General features: G+C 64.6%; 17 protein-coding genes. All 17 read right to left on the bottom strand.

Going from position 1 to position 22,470, the window contains the following annotated elements:
* The 17 genes from ACFSCW_RS15480 to ACFSCW_RS15400 all read right to left on the bottom strand — a co-directional run bounded on the left by ACFSCW_RS15480 (position 1) and on the right by ACFSCW_RS15400 (position 22,466).
* Positions 1-2,094 (bottom strand): hypothetical protein, encoded by a 2,094-nt coding sequence (locus ACFSCW_RS15480; RefSeq protein ID WP_380891061.1) that lies wholly within the window; start codon positions 2,092-2,094, stop codon positions 1-3.
* Positions 2,095-2,249: 155 nt separating this feature from the next.
* A complete protein-coding gene (locus ACFSCW_RS15475; RefSeq protein WP_380891060.1) occupies positions 2,250-4,889 on the bottom strand; it encodes a TonB-dependent receptor plug domain-containing protein in 2,640 nt (879 codons plus the stop codon).
* Between the two features lie 374 nt (positions 4,890-5,263).
* The gene (locus ACFSCW_RS15470) at positions 5,264-5,920 is read right to left on the bottom strand and encodes a cytochrome b/b6 domain-containing protein (RefSeq protein ID WP_380891057.1); all 657 of its coding nucleotides are present in this window, start codon (positions 5,918-5,920) and stop codon (positions 5,264-5,266) included.
* Positions 5,920-6,429, bottom strand: a complete 510-nt coding sequence (locus ACFSCW_RS15465) for a hypothetical protein (protein ID WP_380891056.1) — start codon at positions 6,427-6,429, stop codon at positions 5,920-5,922. The genes ACFSCW_RS15470 and ACFSCW_RS15465 overlap by 1 nt, the downstream gene beginning before the upstream one ends.
* 4 nt (positions 6,430-6,433) lie before the next feature.
* Positions 6,434-6,748: a high-potential iron-sulfur protein gene (locus ACFSCW_RS15460; RefSeq protein ID WP_380891053.1), complete on the bottom strand. Its 315-nt coding sequence runs from the start codon at positions 6,746-6,748 to the stop codon at positions 6,434-6,436.
* Between the two features lies 1 nt (position 6,749).
* A complete protein-coding gene (locus ACFSCW_RS15455) occupies positions 6,750-7,226 on the bottom strand; it encodes a VOC family protein (RefSeq protein ID WP_380891050.1) in 477 nt (158 codons plus the stop codon).
* A complete protein-coding gene (locus tag ACFSCW_RS15450; RefSeq protein WP_380891049.1) occupies positions 7,223-8,563 on the bottom strand; it encodes a DUF1552 domain-containing protein in 1,341 nt (446 codons plus the stop codon). Before ACFSCW_RS15450 ends, ACFSCW_RS15455 begins: the two co-directional genes overlap by 4 nt.
* Before the next feature lie 2 nt (positions 8,564-8,565).
* Positions 8,566-10,278: a DUF1592 domain-containing protein gene (locus tag ACFSCW_RS15445; RefSeq protein WP_380891047.1), complete on the bottom strand. Its 1,713-nt coding sequence runs from the start codon at positions 10,276-10,278 to the stop codon at positions 8,566-8,568.
* Entirely contained in the window at positions 10,275-11,432 is a 1,158-nt protein-coding gene (locus ACFSCW_RS15440; RefSeq protein ID WP_380891045.1) for a hypothetical protein, read from the bottom strand. Before ACFSCW_RS15440 ends, ACFSCW_RS15445 begins: the two co-directional genes overlap by 4 nt.
* A 47-nt stretch (positions 11,433-11,479) precedes the next feature.
* On the bottom strand, positions 11,480-12,259 hold the full coding sequence (locus tag ACFSCW_RS15435; RefSeq protein WP_380891044.1) for a hypothetical protein: 780 nt from the start codon (positions 12,257-12,259) through the stop codon (positions 11,480-11,482).
* A gap of 23 nt (positions 12,260-12,282) precedes the next feature.
* A complete protein-coding gene (locus tag ACFSCW_RS15430; protein ID WP_380891041.1) occupies positions 12,283-12,699 on the bottom strand; it encodes a c-type cytochrome in 417 nt (138 codons plus the stop codon).
* 121 nt (positions 12,700-12,820) lie between these two features.
* A complete protein-coding gene (locus ACFSCW_RS15425; protein WP_380891040.1) occupies positions 12,821-14,116 on the bottom strand; it encodes a sugar MFS transporter in 1,296 nt (431 codons plus the stop codon).
* 191 nt (positions 14,117-14,307) lie between these two features.
* Complete coding sequence (gene bglX, locus ACFSCW_RS15420; RefSeq protein WP_380891037.1) at positions 14,308-16,572, bottom strand: beta-glucosidase BglX; 2,265 nt, start codon at positions 16,570-16,572, stop codon at positions 14,308-14,310.
* A gap of 17 nt (positions 16,573-16,589) precedes the next feature.
* Positions 16,590-19,259 carry an alpha-L-rhamnosidase gene (locus tag ACFSCW_RS15415; RefSeq protein WP_380891034.1) on the bottom strand — a complete coding sequence of 890 codons (2,670 nt, stop codon included), beginning with the start codon at positions 19,257-19,259 and terminating at the stop codon, positions 16,590-16,592.
* The gene (locus ACFSCW_RS15410) at positions 19,259-20,536 is read right to left on the bottom strand and encodes an MFS transporter (protein WP_380891033.1); all 1,278 of its coding nucleotides are present in this window, start codon (positions 20,534-20,536) and stop codon (positions 19,259-19,261) included. The genes ACFSCW_RS15415 and ACFSCW_RS15410 overlap by 1 nt, the downstream gene beginning before the upstream one ends.
* Complete coding sequence (gene lldD, locus ACFSCW_RS15405; RefSeq protein WP_380891031.1) at positions 20,533-21,705, bottom strand: FMN-dependent L-lactate dehydrogenase LldD; 1,173 nt, start codon at positions 21,703-21,705, stop codon at positions 20,533-20,535. The genes ACFSCW_RS15410 and lldD overlap by 4 nt, the downstream gene beginning before the upstream one ends.
* Complete coding sequence (locus ACFSCW_RS15400) at positions 21,705-22,466, bottom strand: SDR family NAD(P)-dependent oxidoreductase (RefSeq protein WP_380891029.1); 762 nt, start codon at positions 22,464-22,466, stop codon at positions 21,705-21,707. Before ACFSCW_RS15400 ends, lldD begins: the two co-directional genes overlap by 1 nt.
* Positions 22,467-22,470: the final 4 nt, after the last annotated feature.

Here is a 22,470-nt window from a genome sequence, read left to right as displayed (position 1 = left end):
TCACTCTCCCGAACGCGGCGTCACGACGACCCGGACGCGATCGAGATTCTCGATCCGGGCATAGGGCGTTTTCGTATTTCCCTGCCGTTGCGACGTTCCGCGCAACGACGGGAAATAGGTGCCAGGCTTGTCGAAGCGGTGCTTCAGCCGAACGGTCGTGCGGGTTGCCCCCGCCGGCACTCGCGCCGTGATGGCGAACTTGCCCTGGCCGTCCAAATCCCAGGCCGCTGCGACCAGCTTTCCTGCGCCCGGAGGCACTTCGAGGGTTCCGACCAGCTCGACGGTGTCGCCCGCCTTGATGTCGGCGCGCTTGCCGTTCGCGACGTTCAGCCGGACGACCGGCTGGATCCCGCGGCGCTCGGCGGCAGTTACCGGGACCACGACTTGCCCGTCGTCGATGCGGTAGTTGGTCGAAGCCGGCGGCGCGATGCCCTTTTCGACCCACGAAGAAACGTCGCGGAGCGCCTGTTGCAGCACCGGATTGTAGCTCACGATCCGGCTCGGGTCCTCGATCCCGCCGTGAAGCGCATGGTCGGTCATGTACACCCGCATATTGGCATTGGTGGCGTCGCCCTGGAACCTGCGGACCTGGGTCCGGTACCAATCCGCCTGCCACGGCATCGCCTCGCGGTCCCACAGCGATTCGACGACAATCATCTTGCCGGTCCACTTGCCGGTAAGGATCGAACCGCCCGTCGCCTGCACGAAACCGGGGCCGATCAGCCGCGGCCGCTGCGGATAGATCGGCGTGCCGTCCGCCTTCCGGAACTGGTCCCAAACTTTATAGCTCGCATCAGGAACCTGGTGGCGATGATAGGTTTCAGCGGCAAGGAAGTTGGAATTGTCGACTTGCACCTCATCGCCTGCCTGCAGTTGCGCCGCCACTTTGGCGTCGGCAATGCCGAGCACCACGATGTCGCCGATCACTCGCGCTACCGGCAGCTTCTTGCCCTTCGCCGCTCCGCTCTGGACGATCAGGTCGCCGCCGAGAAACGGAATCTTCGGCGGCGTTCCGGTCAGGCGGAACGCTGCGATGCGCTGGCCTGCGGCGCCCTCGGGAATCTTGAACGCGGTGTCGACACCGCCACGCTCCTCTTCGTGCGAGGCGTCGATGTTGATCCGCTGGCGCGCCGCGTCGGCCGCGGTGATCGGCGTTGCGATGCTGCTCTTGAACTGCATCCGCGCGCCTTCGAACTGCTCCGGATGGTCGTGGCCCAGATAACCGGGTTTCGTCCAGAAGTCGGTAAAATAGCCCGGATCGGCAAAGACCACGCCTTGATAGAGCGCTGCGAAGCCATGAATCCCCATGGTGCGCCAGCCAAACCAGCTCTCGACCGGAAAACCCATGCGCGTCACTTCCCGCAACGCATCGGCCTGAAGGGGGGTCAGTCCGGCGTAGATGTCGCCGCTGCCGCCGGGGCTGGCGGCGTCGACCACCTGGTCGAGTTTGTCGCCGAGGATGCGCATCGCGCGGATGCGGACCGTGAACATGTTCGGGATCGCCATGTTCGACCCCATGACGAAGGGGACCACGCCATCCCAGACGCCGACCGTATTCTCGAAACTGCCGATGGTGCGATAGGCGCCGCCCGAGCCGCCGAACGCATAGCCGTAAGGCCGCTTATCGGTGCCATAGAACCGCTTCGCGACAACCCGCGAGTAAGCCGCCGATGCCGCGGCCGCCCGATAGGCAGCGATCGTCGGATCCCGCTTCATGAAGTCCATGCTGCCGAGGTCGAATTTGCCGCCGCCATTGGTCTCGACGAAATATGCGCCGCTGTCGACCGAGAAGCCGATCAAGTCGGTCCCGCCGAAGCCGTTGGGGTTCTGCGCCAGGTTCTCGTTGTCTGGAACGGGCGTGTGCAACTGGAAGAAGTGCCCGTCATATTTCTCCTTGGGTGGGAAGTAGAAGGAGAAGCGCGTCTCCGTGCCCTTGAATCCGCCATGGACGTAGTAGTGCCGCACCGGCGTCTCGCGCCATTCCTCGATGTCGACATAGGGCTGCGCGAAATAAGGATCGCCCTCGGGCGAATAGCCGGCAGTCTTGACCGCCGGTGCGGCCGAGGGGGCCTGTGCCGATGCCATGCTGCTCATCACAAGCCCCGCGCCACCCGCACAAACGAGCAGCGCGCTTCGCACAAGTGACGATGTCCGCAATTTTTGCACAAGCAGTCTCCCAAAAACGCGGCCCCGACAGCGGGTGAGCGCTGCCGAGGCCGAACATAATGCTTCGGATCAGGCGGCGCTGATCAGAACTTCTTGCTCACGCCGAACTTGATGAAGCGTCCGATGGTCAGGCCGTTTGCGATGCCCTGCTGACCAAGAATCTGGTTCGGGCCGCGATATTCGGGTGGGTCCTGATCGAACAGGTTGTTCACGTTGAGCGTGAATGCCAGGTCGCGGGTGATCGGGCTGTCGCCAGGCACGTCGAACTTGAAGAAAAGATCGAACGTGCTGAACGAGCTGACATGGGTCTGCGGGACGAACCCGACGGGCGGATCGAGATCATAACCCTGCGAGTAGTTCCAGGTGATCTGTCCGAGCACTGGCCCGACCTCGGCGCCCAATGTGGTGCGAGCGCGGAAACGGTTGGTGTTTGCACTAAGCCTGTCGATGAACACGCCGCCCGGAGTGTTGCTGCCCTTCCGGTTCAGCTCATAGGTGCCCGCCGAGTTGAAGAACACCTCGCCGAAGCCGGCCGTCATACGATAGTTCACCGAAAAATCGATACCGTCGAGCTTGAAGTCGCCGAGGTTGCGCTTGCGGGCATCGATATAGGCATAGGTGCCCGAAGCAGGGATTGGCGGGCTTCCCTGAGAAATGATGTCGGCATTGGCCAGCGCCTGATTGAGCAAGGCCTGGCTAGGGGCGATCGTGATCAGGTTGCCGAAGTCGCGATAGAGAATAGCCGGGCTTTCGAACGGCGCCAGCCCGATCAAGTTCGTGTAGCTGATGTTGTAATAGGTCGCGCTCAGTCGGAGCCCGGGAACGACCGGCGGTTCGACGTCGACACCCACGGTCCAGGTCTTCGCCTTCTGCGGCCGGATGTTCGGCGCGTTGCCGCGGGTCGCCACGATCAGACCGCCATTATAGGCCGGATATTTGCCGGCCGCGACAAGCGCTGCGGGCGGAGCGAAGAACGCGGCGGCCTGGCCGGTCAGGATGAAAAGCGTGTTAACGTCGGCCTGCTCGAAGTCTGCAAGACCGGGCGCGTTGAAGCTCTTGCCCCAGGCGCCGCGGAACGAGACCCATTCGACCGGCCTGAAGGTGGCGCCGAACCGCGGATTAAAGGTGCTGCCGACGTCGCTGTAATGGTCGTAGCGACCCGCCGCCGAGACAGTCAGGTCGACCCCGCTGTCGCCGCCGAGGATCGGCGCGACGAGTTCGCCGAACAGGGACTTGACGTTCCGGCTGACGTCGAAGCGGAACACACCGGGTTGCGCCGGCGCCACGACGGTCGTCCCGACCAGCTGCGCCGGCGCCGTGCTGAACAGAGAGCCGGGCACGGCCTGGCCGCGCGCCGAGTTGAAATTCTCGTTGGTGTATTCGGCACCCACGGCAATCTTCGCCGCACCCGCCGGCAGTTCGAAGAGATCGCCGTCGAGCACTGCGCGGAAGTTGACCATCCGCTGGCGCGATCTGCCGTATTCCTCGAAGTTGGTGATGATGCCGACGGCCGCCGGATTGCTGGTCGTCACATTGTAAGGGTTGAACAGCCCGGCCGCGATCGCGTTCTGCAGCGCCCGGGTATTGAGCGCCGTGTTGATGCGGGTTGTCGTGCTCTGTCCGTAGTTTCCGAAGAGATTCAGCCGGAAATTGCCGTCAACGTCATAGCGGAAGTTGGCCGTGGTGCCCCAAGTGTCCAACTCGAGATTGGTGTGCTGCGCATTGTTGGGACCGATGGCGAAATCGGCCTGTTGAATGAGATCGATCGCGTTGTTGTTCCCGGGCACGAACACCGGCCGGCCATTGACGATGCCGCCGAAGTTGAACGGGCTGAACGGGCTGCTGACGCCCGGAATGCCCATGGACGCGGCCGTGCCGGCGAAGAACGTCGGGAAGATGACCTGGGTCGCCCGGAACGGTCCGGTCTGCACGAACGTCTTGCGGTTCGTGTAATAGGCCGTCAGCTCCATCGTCAGCTTATCGGTCAGTTCCTGAGTCAGGCCAGCGAACGCACTGTGCCGCTGGGACTTCGGATAGACGGTCGCGAAGTCGCTGGAGTCGCATTGGTTGACGGCACCGCCGTTCACACCGCGCACGCCGCCCCGCGGCACTGCGAACTGGCCGGCCAGCGCCTCTATGTTGCCGGGTTCGCAGCTCAATTGGGTGAAGCCGTTCGCGTTGGGGAACTGCTTGATATAGTCGCGATCGCGACCAAGCAGATCGTCGGTCTTCGCGTAGTTATAGGACAGGAAGATCGACCCGCTGCCCCAGTCGCGCCCGACCGTCGCGTTCGCGTCCCAGGCGTAGTAGTTGTCGGCAAAACCGTAGGAGCCGTCGACCTTGACGCCGTCGAAGCGCTTGATGGTCACGAAATTGAGCACACCGGCGACCGCGTCGGAGCCGTAGATCGCCGAACCGCCGTCGGGCACGATCTCCAGCCGCTCGAGCACGCCGGGCGGGATCACATCCGGATCAGGCGTCGTCGACGTGACGCCCATGCCGACCAAGCGATGGCCGTTCATCAGCACGAGAGTGGTCGAACCCGACCCGGTGTTGAAGCCTGGCAGCGACCGGAGGTTGGGACGGTTTACAGCCACCTCGGAGCTGTTCGCCAGCGGCTGCTGCAAGCTGTTGAAGGAGCCGAGCTGCGGAATCGTCTGGAGCACCTGGGCGACCGAAGTAGCACCAGACGACTGTACATCGGCGCTGGAGGTCTGGAGCACGTTGGCACCCGGAGGCGCGATGCCGCGCACGAAGGTGCCGGTGACGATGATGTCGGGGGCGCGGCTGTCATCGTCCGCGGTCGCATCCTGCGTCGTCAGTGGTCGGATAACGCATTGATGCCCTCTCCCCTAGAGACCTTGTCAGCCCGCGACGGTTTCTGCTCCGCTGACAGGCTCATTAAATCGACTGCCCGGATACCCGTTATGGAACGCGCCCAGCAAGGGTCCGGCGGGCTGCAGAAAGCGCGGAATTCCGCCGATTCAAAGCCTCGCTCGGGACATATCGGCCCGGCGATGCAGATCGACATGCAGTTGTATCGCCCCGGCGTTTCCGAACGGATCGAGAATCGGTCCAGCGAGGGCGGGAGGAGCGGCTAGAGGCGAAAGCCCGTTGAGGCTCCATAGGCGAGCGCGGATGCGACGGCAGCGGCAACAAGCACCCGCCACGCGGGCGCTGGGCGGGCGCCGGTCTCGTCGTCGCCGGCTGGCACCGAGCCGGTGATCATCGGCCACAGCAGGTTGCGGCGCTTGGCCGCGACATAGAACAGGATCGCCGCCACATGCAGTGCCGACAGGCCGAGCAGGATGTTGAAACTCCACTCATGGATTTCGGCGGCCACGCGGCTTTGGTCGAAATCAAGCAAGTATGAGAGCGGGCCGGAGTCGATGCCGTCCACGTCGACGGCGACGAGCCCGGTCGAGACCTGCATCAGAAGCACCAGCAGAAGGGCTATGACGCTCCAGCCGCCGAGCGGATTATGGCCGACCGACGGATTGCGCTCAGCCCCGCGAAGGTATCGCACAACGGCGCGCGGTCCCTTCACGAAATGGCTAAACCGGGCCGTATCGCTCCCGAACAGGCCCCAGAGCAGGCGAAAGGTCAGCAGGCCAAGAACGGTCAAACCCGACCAGAGGTGCCATTCAAGCGCATGATTTTCAGCGCTCCACCACGAAAACGCCAGCAGCCCCACGAGCGACCAGTGGAAAAGCCGCGTCGGCAGATCCCAGGCGATCAGGCGTCGTTCCGCCATCACTCGTATTCTTCGTCCTGGCGCTCGGTCCAGACTCCCGCGGGAACCCCGGAAGCCAAGTCGCGAAGCAGACGCGTGCAGGCCAGGATCTCGGGCCGCGAATAGTGGGAAACTCTTTCCCTGATCACCATGCCGAGCGCTTGGCCGATCCTGTCGGCAAACTTTTCACCAAGGGTTGTCAACGTCAACCCCAACTGTCGCGCGTCGTTTTCATACGTCCGGGTTGCCACCAGCCCGGCCTGATGCAGCATTCGCATCTCGTCGGTAATGATGCTCCGGCCGACCTTGTAATAGCGGACGACGTCGGCCTGGGTGCGAAACTGTCCGCGGTTGATCTGGCCGACGATCCAGGGCCCCCTAGGACCGAGCCGATAATCGTCCCGAAGGTCCTTGACCGCGGAGACGAGTTCGCGCTGCGCGAATGTCAGCGCTTCGATCAAGGCTCCGATCTCGCCGGGCGATAGCATCGCCTCGTCCGGGGCGGGCCTGAGCTTGGCCGGGTGACGCATGGACTCAGCCCCTCTTTGCCCAGGAATTGCACACGCTCGCCGCCGTGACCGGTCCCCCGCTCAGCAGTGCGCAGCTCCCGCAGCCTTCCGGTTTGGCAGTGAAGAAAGCGCAGCCACCGCACTTGCGGGCCGGATCGGGTGACGCGAGCTGAAAGCCGAGCGAACGCCGCAGACTCTTCTGCGCGGCGGGCAGAGCATCCGGATTGAAGCAGGCTTCCGCGTTGGCGGCGCTTGCCCGTGAGGCCAACGCGATTGCGGCCGCGCCCGTCGCCGCCACGCACAACAGCCCGCGGCGGCTGATGCCGATATCCTTCGCCATTCTATTCCCCACCCCCTGAGGCTTCGACCAGTTCATAGCTGTATCCGTCCGGGTCTTTCACGAACATGATCTTGCTCTTGTGCACTGCATTCACGCGGATTTCGCCTGGGGCATAGCCGACCGCCCTCAGCCGGGTGCTCGATGCGGCCACGTCCGGCACCCGCAGGATCGTCCGCCCATAGCCGTTGCCGTGGTCGATCGGCGTGGCTTTGGCCGGGTCGTTGCTCTTGAACAGGACGATCAGAGGTCCCCGTCGCGCCCCTTCGAAGGCAAAAAACACTTCCGTCGCACCCTCCGCTTCGATCCGGCCCGCCTTCACCATGCCGAGCCCGGCGGTGTAGAAGCGCGCCGAACGGTCCAGGTCGGACGAGCGGAGCGCTGGGCCGAGCACTTGGCCGGAAGTGGCGGGTTGCTGTGCGGCGACTGGCGATGCCGCCAGAGCGCACAGGAGTCCCGTGATGCTTGCCGATCGGATCACGCGACGATTTCCTTGATCGGCTTGCTGGTTTCCAGACTCTTCGTGCCCCATTTATCGACCGTCACGCCCATTACCTGTTGCAGGGTCAGGCCAACGCGGCTGACGGGAGAGCCGCCACCGTCCACATAGATACCGGTCTTGAGCCGCCCGCCGGCGCTACCAGCCGTCATCATCGGGATGTTGTCGATGGTGTGGAATTTGGCGAACTCGGTCTCGCTGTGTGCGAATACCAATGTGTTGTCGAGCAGCGTCCCGTTGCCTTCCTTCACCTTGTCGAGGGCCGAGACGAAGTAGAGCCAAGCCTCCATAATCCGGGTCAGGAAATAGGTGGCACTGGGCTGGTAGCCGAGACGGTTGTCGAGCGGCTCTTCGTGGGTCAGCTGGTGATGGGTGATCGTGCTGCCGATCCGCGTCAGCGACGAGGCGCCATTGTTGAACATCGTGTTGAACACCCGCGTCTGATCGCAAGCCAGCGCCATCACCAGCAGGTCCGTCATCAGCTGATGGTTCCTAACGACCGTCTCGATCTCAGCGTTGACCATTGTGTCCGCCACCGGCCTGGGCACCACGCAGCTCTGCATCGGCTCCGGCTTCGTCAGCTGCACGTCGAGCTGCTTTTCGAGCTGCCGCAACGACGTGAAATACTGGTCGAGCTTCTGCCGGTCGGCGGCGCCCAGCCTTTGCTCCAGCGCCTGACGCTGTTCGGTCACCGCCGACAGCGCGCTGCGCCGGGCGACGACCTGCGGATCGGGCGTGAACGTCGCGCTATTCGGGTCCTTGAAGCCCAGGCCGAAGATGCGCGAGTAAAGGCCGGCGGGCGACACTTCGGACGGGTTGAGATTGCCGCCGCCACGGCCGCTGAGCGAGTTGCGCGGGTCGCCGACCGCCGACATTTCGAGCGACCGGAAGCGCGTCCGATTGCCGATCACGTCGCCGATGGAGACGTCGAAAGACTCGCCCGGCAGGCCGCGATCCGCCTCGAGCGCACGGCCCGTGCGGATCGCCGGCCCGCCGCTCGCATGGGGCAAGTTCGGCGCGCCGTCGAGCGGCACCGAGAAATTGCCGAAGACGTTGATCTTGTGCTTGAGTGGCGCGATCGGCGCCAGTTCCGGCTTCAGCTCATAGTCCGGCCCAGCGGCATCCGGGAACCAGCGGGGTGGGTTGACGCCAAGCCCCCAGAACCAGGTCCCAAACCGAACGGGAAGCGGTGCTCCGGTCGCTGCCAGGGCCTCGCCGTTGCCGTCGAGGAACAGATCGAGCAAAGGCAGGCCGATGGCGACCGCCGCGCCGTTGACCGCTCCGCGCAGCATGGTCCGGCGATTGAGTTCGAACGCCATGGTCAATCTCCCTTCGACGAGGCTGCGCCCGATGCGGCGACTTCATCGGGCGCTTTCAGCAGCGGCACCGGCTTGATGCGATAGGCTTCCGGCATCGTCGCGACCTCAAGGAACAAGGCGCGGATGCGATAATCGGCGGCGGCGAACTTCTTCTCGACCGCTTCCGCAAGCGTCGAGTCCTCGCCGCTCGTCCTCCCGACTGCATATTCAAGCGCACGCAAGGCAACGCACTGGCTCGTCGACGGGTTCGTCGCCATCGCCCTGCCAAGCCCGGCGGCGCCACCGAAGGACACATTGTCCAGCGACCCCCGGACATCGATCGGCGTCTCGTTTTCAGTGGCTCTAAAGGCGCCGATGCCGTCGAACCGCTCCAGCGGCAGACCGAGCGGGTCGGTGATCTTGTGGCAGCCAGCGCACACCGGATCGGTGGCATGCGCCGCCAAGCGGATGCGCGCAGTTGGCATCTTCTTGTTCGAGGTGTCCTGCACGGCGGTGAAGTTCACATTGCCGGGCGGGTTCGGCACCGGCTGGCACATCAGCAATTCGCGGATCGCTCGGCCCCGAAGCGTCGGCGAGCTGCGGCCGGAGTGGGAATAGAGGGCCAGAAAACCGGCCTGGCCGAGCAGGCCCGCGCGATCATCCTGAGGACCGAATTCGAACGGCTCCCAGCCTGCGGGTTTGTGCACCCGAACCCCGTAGAGCGGCCCGAGCGACCGCGTCATGAATGTGCGGGGCGTCGTAAACAGTTCGCGATAGTCGCCGTCGCGATTGACCAGATGATCGACGATCGTGCGGAGCATCTGTTCGGGCAGGGCTTGCGCGACTTCCTGATTGAAGCGCGGATAGACGATCGGGTCCTTGGCGATCTCGTCGAATTTCTCGAACAGCAGCAGATCGGAGAAGAAGGCGCGCACGCCCTGCTCGAACCGGGGTGAGCCGATCATGTGTTCGGCAATGGCGGCCAATTCGTTAGAGTCGGTAAGCCGCCCCTGTTCCGCCGCTTGCAGCAGCGCCTCGTTCGGGGTCGAGTTCCAGAGCAGAAAACTGAGGCGGGACGCCCGCGCAAAATTATCGAGCCGCAATTCGTCCGGATGGCTCGGATCGGGCTCGGCGGTTTCGACGACGTACAGGAAGTCGGGCGAAACCAGCATGATCGCGAGTGCTGTGGCGAGCCCGTCATAAAAAGATCCGACCGGGGTGGCGGCGTCTCCCGCCAGCTTGACGTAGAAAGCGATTTCCTGAGCCGTCATCGGCCGTCGGAACAGGTAGCGCCCGATCGGCTTCAGCGTCTTTGCCGCACAATCCGGATCGGCCTGGCGCTCGTTGCGCGGCGTGCAACGGACGAATCGGGCGCGATGCTCCTTGCCAAAGACCTGAGCGGCAATGCCTCGCCCGACCGCGTCGAACTGCTCGAAACCGGTCGGCGAAATCGTCGAACTGGCAGCCGCCGATGCGATCAGCTCGTGCGCGGGTCGCACAATCGGTTCGAACCGCCCCGCCACCCGGATGTCAGGGCCGAAAATGTCGGCGATGCTATTGCGATACTGCGTTTCCGTCAGGCGGCGCGTGCCGACGATCCGGTTGAGCGGCGCGGCAGACAGGGCCGCCTGAGTTTCGGCTTTATCGGCGCTCTTGGGCCCCTCCGCAGTGGTGCAACCGACCAGCAGCAACGGCAAGGCTGAAGCCAACGACAAGATGCGACGCAGCTTGATCATCGCCTTGCCTCCGGTACGTCGTTGACCATGGCAGGGACGGCGGCGAGATCATAGGCATTCGACACGCCGGTGCATTGCCCGGTCTTGGGATCGCGAATGCCGTCCGCGTACATCTTCAGGGTCTTCAGACGCGCGGCGCAATCCACTCCAGCCACCAGGGCTGCTCCGACGCCGCCAAGGGACGGGCTCTGGATCAGCTCCCACGCGGGCTGATAGCCGCCGACCACGCCCTTGAGGCTGCCATCGGCCTGAATGCTCAGGCGCAGTCTCGCGCGTCGCAAGTCGAACTTGGTGCGGTTGCCGCGAATGTCGCGGGCACCGCCCTGCCCCCAGGTCTGGGTCAGCTTGATGTCGTTCGGCTCGGTCGTGATGACGCCATGATCGATCCGCCCGCGCAGCACGTTGCGATAGCGCGGCAGCGTGTTGCTGACCGTGAAGCTGGCGCCGGGAATGAAGTTGCCCTTGCTGTCGACCGGCGGCCGGTCAGGCGTGTTGGCGTAGATCACTTCGACATCCTCGTCATGCTCCAGGCTGTCGACGCCTCTCACCAGGATAAGCTGCGTCCATTCGCCCGAAGCCAGAAACTGGCTGTATCCGCGCGTGACCTCGCCCGCGGTGCCGTCGGGGCCCAGATAGGAGCAGCCGAGCACCCGGTAGGCCTGGTTATCGATGCCCCGCTCACCCGAAGGGCTGGTGAAATTCTCGTGCGTGCAGCTTTCCGCATTGCCCGAGCCATCACCCGAGTCCCCATCCAGGTTCATGCCGACCGCGCGCCTGCTCTGCACCGTCCGCTTGATCACCGGGCGGTCGAACATGTCCGGCTGCGAACAGATGTTCGTTCCGTTGGGCCCGAAGGCGAGCGCCTGCCAGCGCTTGGTCAGCTCAGGCTCGTTCGCCGGGAGAGAAAGGCGCGCGCGCTCGGCGGACGGCAGCGAGTCCAGATAGGACTCACGAAGCGTGAAGCCCGGGCCTTGCGGGCAGGCCGTCTTGTCGCCTTCGACGACGGCGGGGCCGAACCGGCTGACGACGAAGCCCATCTCGCCATTGGCCGGCACCTGCGGGAGTTTGACGGTCGGGGCCGCCACGGCCGCGGAACCTGCGAAATCGGGAGCTTTGAACCACACGCCGATGGCAAGCGCCGTAGCCGCGGCCACCGCCACATCCGCCCCGCGAGACCATACGCGCTTGCCACGTAAGTGCTTCATCTGTCCGGCCTCAACATCGTCGACCCGGCGGGAAGGTCATCCGGCGCGCCGGTCGGGCTCACAAAGACGGGGGCGCCCCGATAGAGATACTGGGCGCGGTCGCCGGCGCGAGACACGGACCAGTCGCCCAGGCCGCCATCGGCGAGGCCAGCCGCCAACTCTGTCCAGCCGCTGCAGCTTGCCTCGCATTTGCCGGTGAACAGCAGCCGGCCCTGATCATCCGCAAGCACATAGGCGCCGCGCACGAAGACCGGCTTGATGCCCGGCGGCGCGCTCAGTTGTGGCACGGGCGGCACGAACTTCAGCGAGTTCCAGCTAAGCTCGTCCGCACCGTCAAAGGCAGCCGAGCCCGGTGCTTCGCCCTTGCGCGTGAAGACGAGGTGCCAACGTTTATAGACCCATTGCGGGCCGGCGGGGCCGTTGGCCACGGACCAATCCGGAACCGGGGCACTCCCCTCCTCGCGACGGGACGGCTTCAAATTGGCGGGCGGGCCCGCATCGGCAGGCGCGCGCAACGGTTCCCATTCCTGTGTGCAGCTAGCTTGGCAGAACTGCACCGGATCGGCCGTCCAGCGCAGCACCGTGCGCATGTCGAGCCCGTACAGCGTGCGCCCCTTAACATCGACAAAGACTTGGCCGTCGCTAAGCTTCGCCACGGAAATGCCAGCCGGAAAGGCCATCGTCGTGACCGGTGGAATGGGCATGTCGGCAGGTTGCCCCGCTGCCGCAGCGGCCCATCCCGCTATCGCGATACCGATCCAGTACCTCGGCTTCATCGCAGCGCTCTCCTTCAGCTACCCTAGTCTTCGGTGCGGAAGCTGCGGTGACAGGAGGCGCAGGTTGCTCCCAACGGCTTCACCTGCGCCCGGATTTTTGCGACATCGCGCGTCGCCGCAGCCTGGAAGAAAAGGTTCGCCTGATTGGCGAAGGCCGTTTGGAGGCGTTTGAACTCGCCGGGATTGGCCCAGATTTCCACCTTGGCGCGGGTCTTCACCCCCGGCTGGGGACCGCTGCCGGCCGGGAACCAGTTGAACTGCTGTTGCGCGACATTGCGGATCTGGCGCGCCGAGAGTTGCAGCACATAGACTTGGGGGCTGCCCCCCTTCAGCTCGTCATTGACGTTCTTGAAGGCGGCGCCGAGTTCGCGATAGCCCTCATGGCGCGTGCGGGCCACGTCGGCCCCGGTCGCCGCCAGCACGGGAGCGACTGCAAGCATCGCAAGACTCGCCCACAACGCCGCCCGCTTCCCCACCAGTCTCTCCGCCATTATTGTTCGAAAGCCGAACAATAGCTGTTAAGGCGGAGCTGTCAATATTGTTCGGATTCCGCACGGAAGGTCACACGACCGGTCGGCGAGCGTAGATTCCAAATGAAGCGATCACGGCGTAGCAGAGCGCGGGCAGCCCGAGAGAAAGAGCGAGGCTGCCGCTCGCATCGGCGAGTTGGCCGGTCAGCGGCGGGATCACTGCTCCGCCGACGATCGCCACGCAGATCACGCCCGATCCATCGGCGGCCCGCGGTCCCAAGCCTTCGCAAGCGAGGCTGAAGATCGTCGGGAACATGATGGAGTTCATCAGGCCGATGGCGAGCAGGCTGTAGCCGGCGACGGCGCCGGTGGCGTTGGCGGAAATGGCGATTAAGGCGATGGCCCCGAGCGCGTTGAACGCTAGCACCTTGCCGGGGCTGATGAGGCGAAGCACGGCCGAACCGATGAACCTGCCGATCAGCGCTCCACCCCAATAAAGCGGGATGAGCTTGCCGGCACTTTGTTCTGCCAGGCCCAGAACATGCGGCTGCATCAAATAGTTCACGATCAGCGAGCCGATCGCGACTTCGGCGCCAACATAGAGGAAGATGCAGGCGGCGCCGAAGCCGAAGCGCAGCCGCTTCAGCAGGTCGAAGCTCGCAAGAACCGAGCCTTGCTCGTGCCGCTCGCCCTTGAGCCGATTCCTATTGAACCAGACAACCGCCGCCACCAGCCCCAGCGCGATCGCGAGGCCCACATAGGCGCCGACCACAGCGCGGGTTTCCGCAACCCGGTAGCGCGCAAGCGCCTCGCCCGACAGTTCGGCCGCCGACACGGTGGCGAGGCTGCCCAGGATCAGGATCGAGCCCACATAAGGAAAGATGGTTGTGCCGAGCGAGTTGAACGCCTGAGCGAAGGTCAGCCGGCTGTGCGCGGTGCGCGCTGGGCCCAGTAATGAAATCAGAGGGTTGGCGACCACCTGAACAATGGTGATCCCGGATGCGAGGACAAACAGCGCGACGAGGAACACGCCGAAAGTGGCGCTCGCCGAGGCAGGGATGAACAGCAGACATCCCGCCAGCATGGTGAGGAGTCCGATCACGGCACCCCGCATATAGCCCACCCGCTTGACCAGCCGTGCGCCGGGAATGGAAACCGCGAAATAGGCTGCGAAAAAGGCCGATTGGACCAGCATCGCCTGCATATAATTGAGCGTGAACAGCTCCTTCAGCTTCGGGATGATCACGTCGTTGAGGCTGGTGATCCCGCCGAAGATAAAGAATAGCGCCATGACGAACAGCCGCAGCTCAGGCGCGTCGATGTGCGCGCCTTCATCCTCGACCGTGTTCGGATCGGTGCTCGTTGCGATGCCGGGTGCCACAGCCATAAGTTGCCTTCACTCCTTGTAAATGCGCGCAGCGCGGCGCGTTCCCGAACACGAACAGCCATTTCTCGGTCGAATTTCATGGTGGCTGGCGCTCCCCAATGTGGCGGTCAAGTGAGCCACACTTAATCAGCGCGGAACATCGCCGCCGCGGAATGATCTTGGGGGAGCCGCCGTCGCCGGATTGTACCGAATCACTTTTCTACGGTGAATGTGCCCGTGAACGGCACCGTGGAATCACCCCCTACTGCAACATCGAAACTGCTCTCCTCGAGCACCCAATCGCGGGTCGCCGAATTCCAGTAACGCAACTCGTCGGGACCGATGCGGAAGGACAATGTGCGTGTCTCGCCGGGTTTCAGCGACACGCGCCGGAACCCCTTCAGTTCGCGCACGGGTCGCGCGGCCGAGCCGACGCGCTGGTGAATGTAGAGCTGCGCCACCTCGTCGCCCGCGCGCCCACCGGTGTTCTTCACATCCACTGAAACGGTCACGCTTTCGCCTGGTGCAATCTTCGACTTGTCGATCTTGAGACCGGCATAGGCAAAGCTCGTGTAGCTCAGGCCATGACCGAAAGGATAGGCGGGCGCGTTAGACTCGTTCCAATAGCGTTTGTTGGCCTTGAGCGGTTCGTGCGAGGTGAGATAGGAATAAATGAGCGGAACCTGACCCACATTACGAGGCCAAGTGAAGGGCAGCTTGCCTCCCGGCACGGCATCACCGAACAGCAGATTGGCAGCGGCATCGCCGCCCCGCGAACCGGGATACCACATTTCTAGGATTGCTTGCGGTTCGCTGGCCTTCAGATCGAGCGGACGGCCATTCATAAGCAGCAGGACCACCGGCTTGCCGGTCGCGATCACGGCATCGAGCAGTTCCTGCTGGCGGCCGGGCAAATCGAATGACGAACGGGATGCCGATTCGCCGATCATGTCCTGCCCTTCGCCGAGAACGAGGACGACGGCATCAGCGCCTGCCGCGAGCTTGGCCGCTTCCGCGATCCCAGTCATGTCGTCGGGAGGCGCCGGCCGTTCCACTTTGCCGACCACGGTTTCGAAGGGCGATGGATTGACGCGGGGAGGCAACGCTACTCCCGGCGCAAAACGAATGTCGATTTTCGAGCCAACCTTCTTCCGTATGCCTTCGAGGATGCTTTGCTGGGGAGGCTGGTTCTGGTTGAATACCCATGGCCCCACCGAGTCGCGCGGGGAATCGGCCAGTGGCCCGATGACTGCCAGCGACTTCAGCTTCCGGCGGTCCAAGGGCAATAGAGCGCCTTCGTTGCGAAGGAGCACGGCCGAGCGTTCCGCCGCAACGCGGGCGGCATCGAGATGGGCAGGCGCGCGCAACGTCTTTGCCGCCTTCGCCTCATCGACATAGGGATTTTCAAACAGGCCGATCCTGACCTTGGCCTCGAGAACCCGGCGCACGGCCTCGTCGAGACGCGCCGGGCTCACCTCCCCCGCGGCCACGGCCTTCGGCAGGTTGGCAAAGGCCGGCTGGAAGAGGGCCATCTCCATGTCTGCGCCCGCATTCAGCCCCCGAGCCGCGGCCCCCTGCCCGTTCGCGGCCAAGCCGTGCGTCTTCAGGCTGTTGACGGCTTCCGCGTCGCTGACCACCCAGCCGCGGAAACCCAATTTGCCGCGCAAGACATCAGTGAGCAGCCAATGATTGCCCGTCGCGGGCACTCCGTTAACAGCCATGTAGGCGCTCATGATGTTGCCTGCGCCTGCGTCGATCGCCGCCTTGAACGGCGGCAAATAGACGTTCCACAGCTGGGACTCGGACAGGTCCACCTCGTCATAGTCGCGACCGCCGAGCGCGGCGCCGTAGCCGGCATAGTGTTTCGGACCGGCGATAATGTGTCCCGCTGCCCCGAGCCGGTCCCCCTGGAATCCGCGCACCTGCGCAGCGGCGATGGCGCTGCCAAGATACGGATCTTCACCTGCCCCTTCGACGATCCTGCCCCAACGGGCATCCCGCGCGATGTCGACCATAGGCGCGAAGGCCCAGTGAATGCCCACCGCGCGGGATTCGGCCGCGGCGATGCTCTGCGCACGCTCCACCATGCCGGGATCCCAAGAGGCGGCCATCCCAATCGGCACGGGAAAGATCGTCGATAGGCCATGAATCACGTCGAACCCGAACAGGATCGGAATCTTCAGCCTGGAATTCTCCATCGCGAGCCGCTGGAGCCGGTTGGTTTCCTTGGGATCGGTGACAAACAGGAACGAGCCCGCGCCTGTCGCGGCGCGCTTATCCACGATGGCCTTCATCGGCGGCAGCGCGAAGACTGTGGTGAGCTGCGCCGCCTTCTCATCGAGCGTCATTTGGCTGAGCAAGGATTCCACCCGACGCTCGATAGCTGCGTCCGTGCGAGCGGTCGCTTGGGCTCCCGCACCGGAAGAGAGTGAGGCCGCAGCCAGCAATGCGGAAATGAAGCGGTGACGACGGTTCATTTTCGTTCCTTCAGCGGTCACGGCCTTGCAAGATCATCCGCAAGGCCCCTGTAGGTCAGAGTCAGCTCGTGGCGGCCCGACAAAAATCGACTGCCTGCTGACCCATCGGGCAGAACCCACCCCGCAGGCGCAAAGACCTTTCCGCAAGCGCCCGGCGGCAAGTCAATGCGCAATCTCAGCGCATCGCCTGCGCGATCCCAACGAATGCCTGCCGCTCCGAACTGGGTATCGATTGATGCTTCGGCCCAAACGATGTCGTTCCCAGGCTGAGGTGCGAACGCGATCATCTGGTAGCCAGGCTCCAACGGAACGATGCCGGCAAGCGAGCGGTAGAGCCAGGAGCCGACCGAGCCATAGGCATAGTGGTTGAAGCTGATCATGCTCGATCCGCCGCCAGAGCTCATCGCGCCGGAATGGATGTCGCCGCCTGGCTGGATAGCGTCCCAGCGCTCCCAAATCGTGGTGGCGCCGTTGATCACCTGATAAAGCCAGCCGGGCGCCCGTTCGTTCATCAGCAGGCGATAGGCTGCATCGATCCGGCCGGCCCGCGTGAGCGCCGGCAGCACGAGCGGCGTGCCCAGGAATCCGGTCGCGATCCGCCCCTCGGTCTGCTCGACCAGATCGGCAAGCAGGTTCCCGAACCTGGCAATCTCGCCCGCCGGCGCAATGCCGAACTCTATGAACATAGCACAGCCGGTCTGGGTTCTGCCGGCGACCTCGTGCCACCTGTGCCACGAAGCACCGGCGACGCGCTCGCGCAGCGCGCTATAATGGCGGGCGGCTTCGGCGTCGCCCAGCAACTCGGCGACGCGCGCGACGACTCCCGCGCTGAAAGCAAGGTAGGCCGAGGCAATGAGGGCGCTCGGCGGCGTCGCCTGCTCCGGCTCGTCGGGCGGGGCGCCGGGGTCCAGCCAATCGCCCAGGTGGAAATCGCCGGTCCACACGCCATAGCTCGACAGACGCGAGGCGCCGTAATCGACCCAGCGGCGCATGCTGGGCAGCTGTCGCGCGAGCACCTCGGTGTCGCCATAGGCCTCGTAGATTGCCCAGGGGACGAGCGTCGCTGCATCTCCCCACCCGACGCCGCCGAACTCGAACTCGTGTCCGCCGATGACGTTCGGCACAGTGCTCGGTACATTGCCGTTCGTCGCCTGCTCCAGCGCAAGGTCAACCATCCAGCTTGCGAGAAAGGCGCGCGAGTCGAAGTTGGCGCATGCCGTCGGCGCAAAGACCTGGATATCGCCGGTCCAGCCAAGTCGTTCGTCGCGCTGCGGGCAGTCGGTCGGGACCGCGAGGAAATTGCCGCGCTGCGACCAGCAGATGTTCGAATAGAGCCGGTTCACCCGCTCGTCGGAACAGGCGAAGGAGCCGATCGTGCGCAGGTCCGACGCGATGACGCAGACCTCAATTCGGTCGATGAGAACACTGCCGTCCAGTTCGATCTCGGCGTAGCGAAAGCCGTGATAGGTGAAGGCCGGCTCCAGCGCGAAAGTGCCCTTCGGAACATGGTAGGTGTCCGTCGCCTTGGCATTGCGCAACGCGGCGGTGTGCAGGGTGCCGTCCCGCTCCAGTACTTCGGCATGGCGTACTCGCAGGGTGGCCTGGCTGTCGGCGCGGGCCGTGATCCGCAAAAAGCCGGTGAGGTTCTGCCCGCAATCCACGTTATAGCGGCCGCGCTCGCCAGGTGACGGAACGACGGTAAAAGTGTCCACGATCCGCACCGGCGGGATGCTGCGCTGCTCGAGCCGAGACGGCAGCGGCAGGGCGACCACAGGCGCCCAGCCGGACTCGTCGAACCCGACGTCGCGCCAACCCTGTTCCCCGCGTGCGAGGTCTCGCGTGCAGCCATTGTAAATGTCGGCGCCCAGCAGTTCGCCTGTATTGCCTTTCCAGCTCTCGTCGGTGGCGACGGTCTCGCGCGTGCCGTCCACATAGGTGATTTCGAGCTGAGTGATCAGCGCCGTGGTTTCGCCATACACGGCGCGGCGGTTCATCCAAGTCAGGTTGCCGCGCCACCACCCGTCGCCTACCGCTGCCGCAAGCACATTCTCTCCCGCGCGGAGCAGGCCGGTCACATCGTGCGACGCGAACAGCAGGCGTTGCTTGTACTCGGTCCAGCCCGGCTCCAGAAGTTCGTCGCCGACGCGCCGCCCGTTGATCCAGAGCTCGTAAATGCCGAGCGCCGACACATAGAGGCGCGCGCTCGCAACTTCGCTGGCAGCGGCAAAGGAGCGCCGCAGCAACGGCACGACGACGGGTTCGTTTTGGCCGACGTTGAAGACGGGGCTGATGGGCTGAGCGACCCAATCATCCCGATCGAACAGCGTGCCTTCGATGCGGAGCGCCGAGCTCCAGGCGGTGACGCCACGGTCGGTCCATGCCCGCACCCGGCACCAGACAATCTCGCGGCTGCTGAGGGGCTCGCCCGGCCAGGGCGCGCCGATTGGCGACGTCGCAGCGACGCGACCGGTGCTGGCCAGAATCGACGTAAATTCCTTATCGCCAGCAATCTCGATCTCGTAACCGGTCTGGAGCACGTCGGTTCGCGTCGCGGCCAGCCGCCAGCTGAGCAGGGGCCGCCGGAAGGCCGTGGCGAAGAGGCCGGAATCGTCATTGGTCGCCAGCCCGACGACCTTCACCTCGTCGTCGAGATGACTTGGGTCGGCCGGTGAGGTTTCGCCCTCCATCAAACCGCAGCCGGCCGCTCCGCCTCCAGCGCGCGCAAGTCGCCGCGTTCGGCAGCGAGCTGCTCCAGGCTCTTCCCCTCATTGCGCGGCGCTCCGAACCAGCCGATCAGCGCGCTTGCGGCAAGGAACCCGGTCAGGATCCAAGCGAGGTTGGTGAAGCCGGTCGAGGTGATCAGCGGCACGAAGAAGCTGAAGATGCCCAAGCCGATCCGCACGACCGCGAAGGTGACGCCTTGCGCAGTGCTGCGGATCAGCGTCGGGAACAGTTCCGAACTCCACAGCTGGAAAAAGGACTGAGCGCCGAAGCCGATGGCTGTCGCCATGATCACGACGTGGAGCAGCGCAATGCCCGTCGTCAGCGGGAAGAGGGCCAGCAGCATCATCCCGACCACCTGCATCAGCGCCGAAATCAGGAACAGCAACCGCTGGTTCATCCGGTCGGAGAATTTCATGAAGACGAGGAAGATCGAGAAAATGCCCAGCCCGAAATTGAGCGCCTGCAAGGCAACGCTCGCTTCCTGCGACTGGCCGCCGACCGTCCGCAGGATATAGGGAAAGAAGAAGCCGTTCGTGCCGGCCCACAGGTTCCAGAAGCCGTACATGCCGATCAGGAACAGCATCGACTTGATATATTTGGGCTGGAACAGCTCGCGCATGCCTGCGGTCCGGACTTTGGCCTCGGCCTGGGCCTCCAGCCAGTAGCGCGACTCGTGCATCTTCGACCTGAGCAGCGTCAGCGCGAGCGCGAGGACCAGGAGATGGGCAAAAATCAGGCGGACGCCGAACAGCCCCAGCGGCGCTAGCGCCAGTCCGGCGAGCAGCACCACTACCGGTCCGAGATACCACAAGACCTGGGCGACGCCGCTGTGCTTGCCGCGGGAGTCATCGGGCGCCTGTTCGGCGATCAGCGACCATGACGCCGGGATGTCGGCGCCGACTGCAAGCCCGACGAGCACAAAGCCCAAGACGATCATCCAGGGCGCGCTGGCGAAGACCAGCCAGGCCATGCCGAAGGCATAGAAGAGCATGTCGTATTGGTAGATCTTTTTGCGCCCGAATTTGTCGCAGAGAATGCCGCCGATGAGCGCGCCGATCCCGGCCGAGATCGCGTTCGCGCTGAACGCGGCGATCAGGCCGATGAAGGTGTCGGAAAGACCGAAATCCGCTTTCCAGAAAGCAAGCGCGGCCGAGCCGGCAACGATCGAGCCGGCATCGATGTAATTGGCGAGACCGGCTAGGATCGTGTCCCGCCAGTTCTCCGACTTTCCTTCAGTCACACACTGTCTCCCCTTGATCGATCGTTTACGAGAATGCTGCCGTCGATCGCCTCCACGGAGGTCGCACCGGTCAGCGCCATCGCCACTTTCATTTCCGCCGCGACGAGCTGGAGCATGTGCGCCACTCCGCGCTCGCCGGCGCCCGCCAGCGCGTAGGCCCAGGCCCGGCCGAGCAGGACGCCGCGGGCGCCGAGGGCGAGCATGCGGACTACGTCGAGTCCCGACCGCACGCCGCCGTCGGCCAGCACCGTCAGCCGCTCTCCGACCGCTTCAGCAATCGGCGGCAGAGCGCGCGCGGTGGAGGGCACGCCATCGAGCTGGCGCCCGCCGTGATTGGACACGACAAGTCCATCGGCACCGAGCGCTGCCGCCTCGCGCGCATCCTCGGCATCGAGAATGCCCTTGATCACAAGCGGCCCGGTCCATTCCGAGCGGATGAAATCGAGATCGCGCCACGAGACCGTCGGGTCGAAATTGTCCCGCATCCAGGCGAAGAAGTCTTCGAGTCCGGTATTCTTGCCAAGCACCGGCGCGACGTTGCCGAGCTGGTGCGGCCGTCCGCGCACGCCCACGTCCCAGGCCCAATCCGGCCGCAACGCCCCTTGGAGGAGCCGCCTGAGCCCCCCTGCCAGCCCCGGCGCCCCCGCCAAGCCGGAACGGGTGTCGCGGTAGCGGGAGCCGGGGACTGGCATGTCGACCGTAAACACCAGCGTCGAGCAATCGAGCTCACGCGCGCTGGCGAGCAGCTCGCGCATGAAGCCGCGATCGCGGATCATGTAGAGCTGGAACCACAGCGGATCGCTGACCGCCTTCGCCACTTCGCCCAGCGGACAGGCCGAGACGGTCGACAAGCAGAACGGCACCCCCGCGGCCTGCGCCGCCTTGGCCGCCTGCACCTCGCCGCGTCGTGCGTTCATGCCGGCAAGGCCGATCGGCGCCAACGCGACCGGCATCGCCATCTTTCGCCCGAACAGTTCGGTCGAGAGGTCGATGGCCGACACGTCGCGCAGCACACGCTGGCGCAGCGCGATCGCCTCCAGATCGGCGGTGTTTCGCCGGAGCGTGACTTCAGCGTAACTGCCGCCGTCAATGTATTCGAACAGGAAGTGCGGCAGCCGCCGCCGCGCGAGCTCGCGATAGTCGAGCGCAGAGGCCGCCTTGCGTCCCATCACTGAAGGTTCACGAACGCGCCGCCGTCGACCAGCAGCGCCGCGCCGGTGACATATTGGGCAAGGTCCGACGCCAGGAACACGGTGGGGCCGACCATATCCTCGGGCTGGCCCAGGCGCCCCAACGGGATGCGGCTCTCCATATACGTGCGCTTGGTCTGGTCGGCGAGATCGTCCTTGTTGATCTCGGTGAGGATGGTACCGGGAAGCAGCGCGTTGCAGCGAATGCCGTGCTTGCCAAGCGCGATCGCGGTCGATTGCATCAACGAAAGAAGTCCCGCCTTGGTGGGCGTGTAATGCGTCTGGTACTCGCCGCCGACGAGCGCCGATATCGACGACATGGCGATGATCGCGCCGCCCTGTCCTTGCCGGACCATCTGGTTCGCCGCCGCCTGGACCATGAAATAGGCGCCGTGAAGATTAACGCGCATGGTCCGTTCGAACGTCTCGACGGGCATGTCCAGAAAGGCGTGGAACGGACAGATGCCGGCATTGCTGACAAGGACGTCCACGCCTCCCAGGGCATCCACGGCCACCGCAATGAACGATCTGGCCGTCTCGGGATCGGCGACATCGCCCTGGACGGCCACGCCCTTGCGCCCGAGCGCCTTGATCTCCGCGACTGCACTTTCGGCGCCCGCCGTGTCCCGGCCGTAATTGATCGCAACATCCGCGCCGTGGCGCGCGCAGCCGATGGCGACGGCGCGGCCGATGCCCGCAGATGCGCCCGTCACCAGAACCCTTTTCCCCTCAAGCAGCACTCTC

Source organism: Sphingomonas tabacisoli (assembly GCF_042678385.1).
GTDB classification, from domain to species: Bacteria; Pseudomonadota; Alphaproteobacteria; order Sphingomonadales; family Sphingomonadaceae; genus Sphingomonas_B; species Sphingomonas_B tabacisoli.
Note: the sequence above shows the minus strand (reverse complement) of the source record. Positions and strands in the feature narration are given on the sequence as shown.

What these genes read in the sequence shown, in the direction of transcription:
- ACFSCW_RS15480 (WP_380891061.1), bottom strand. Translation starts at nt 2,094, where the DNA reads ATGAGCAGCATGGCATCGGCACAGGCCCCCTCGGCCGCACCGGCGGTC.
- ACFSCW_RS15470 (WP_380891057.1), bottom strand. Translation starts at nt 5,920, where the DNA reads ATGGCGGAACGACGCCTGATCGCCTGGGATCTGCCGACGCGGCTTTTC.
- ACFSCW_RS15465 (WP_380891056.1), bottom strand. Translation starts at nt 6,429, where the DNA reads ATGCGTCACCCGGCCAAGCTCAGGCCCGCCCCGGACGAGGCGATGCTA.
- ACFSCW_RS15460 (WP_380891053.1), bottom strand. Translation starts at nt 6,748, where the DNA reads ATGGCGAAGGATATCGGCATCAGCCGCCGCGGGCTGTTGTGCGTGGCG.
- ACFSCW_RS15450 (WP_380891049.1), bottom strand. Translation starts at nt 8,563, where the DNA reads ATGGCGTTCGAACTCAATCGCCGGACCATGCTGCGCGGAGCGGTCAAC.
- ACFSCW_RS15445 (WP_380891047.1), bottom strand. Translation starts at nt 10,278, where the DNA reads ATGATCAAGCTGCGTCGCATCTTGTCGTTGGCTTCAGCCTTGCCGTTG.
- ACFSCW_RS15435 (WP_380891044.1), bottom strand. Translation starts at nt 12,259, where the DNA reads ATGAAGCCGAGGTACTGGATCGGTATCGCGATAGCGGGATGGGCCGCT.
- ACFSCW_RS15430 (WP_380891041.1), bottom strand. Translation starts at nt 12,699, where the DNA reads ATGCTTGCAGTCGCTCCCGTGCTGGCGGCGACCGGGGCCGACGTGGCC.
- ACFSCW_RS15425 (WP_380891040.1), bottom strand. Translation starts at nt 14,116, where the DNA reads ATGGCTGTGGCACCCGGCATCGCAACGAGCACCGATCCGAACACGGTC.
- bglX (WP_380891037.1), bottom strand. Translation starts at nt 16,572, where the DNA reads ATGAACCGTCGTCACCGCTTCATTTCCGCATTGCTGGCTGCGGCCTCA.
- ACFSCW_RS15415 (WP_380891034.1), bottom strand. Translation starts at nt 19,259, where the DNA reads ATGGAGGGCGAAACCTCACCGGCCGACCCAAGTCATCTCGACGACGAG.
- lldD (WP_380891031.1), bottom strand. Translation starts at nt 21,705, where the DNA reads ATGGGACGCAAGGCGGCCTCTGCGCTCGACTATCGCGAGCTCGCGCGG.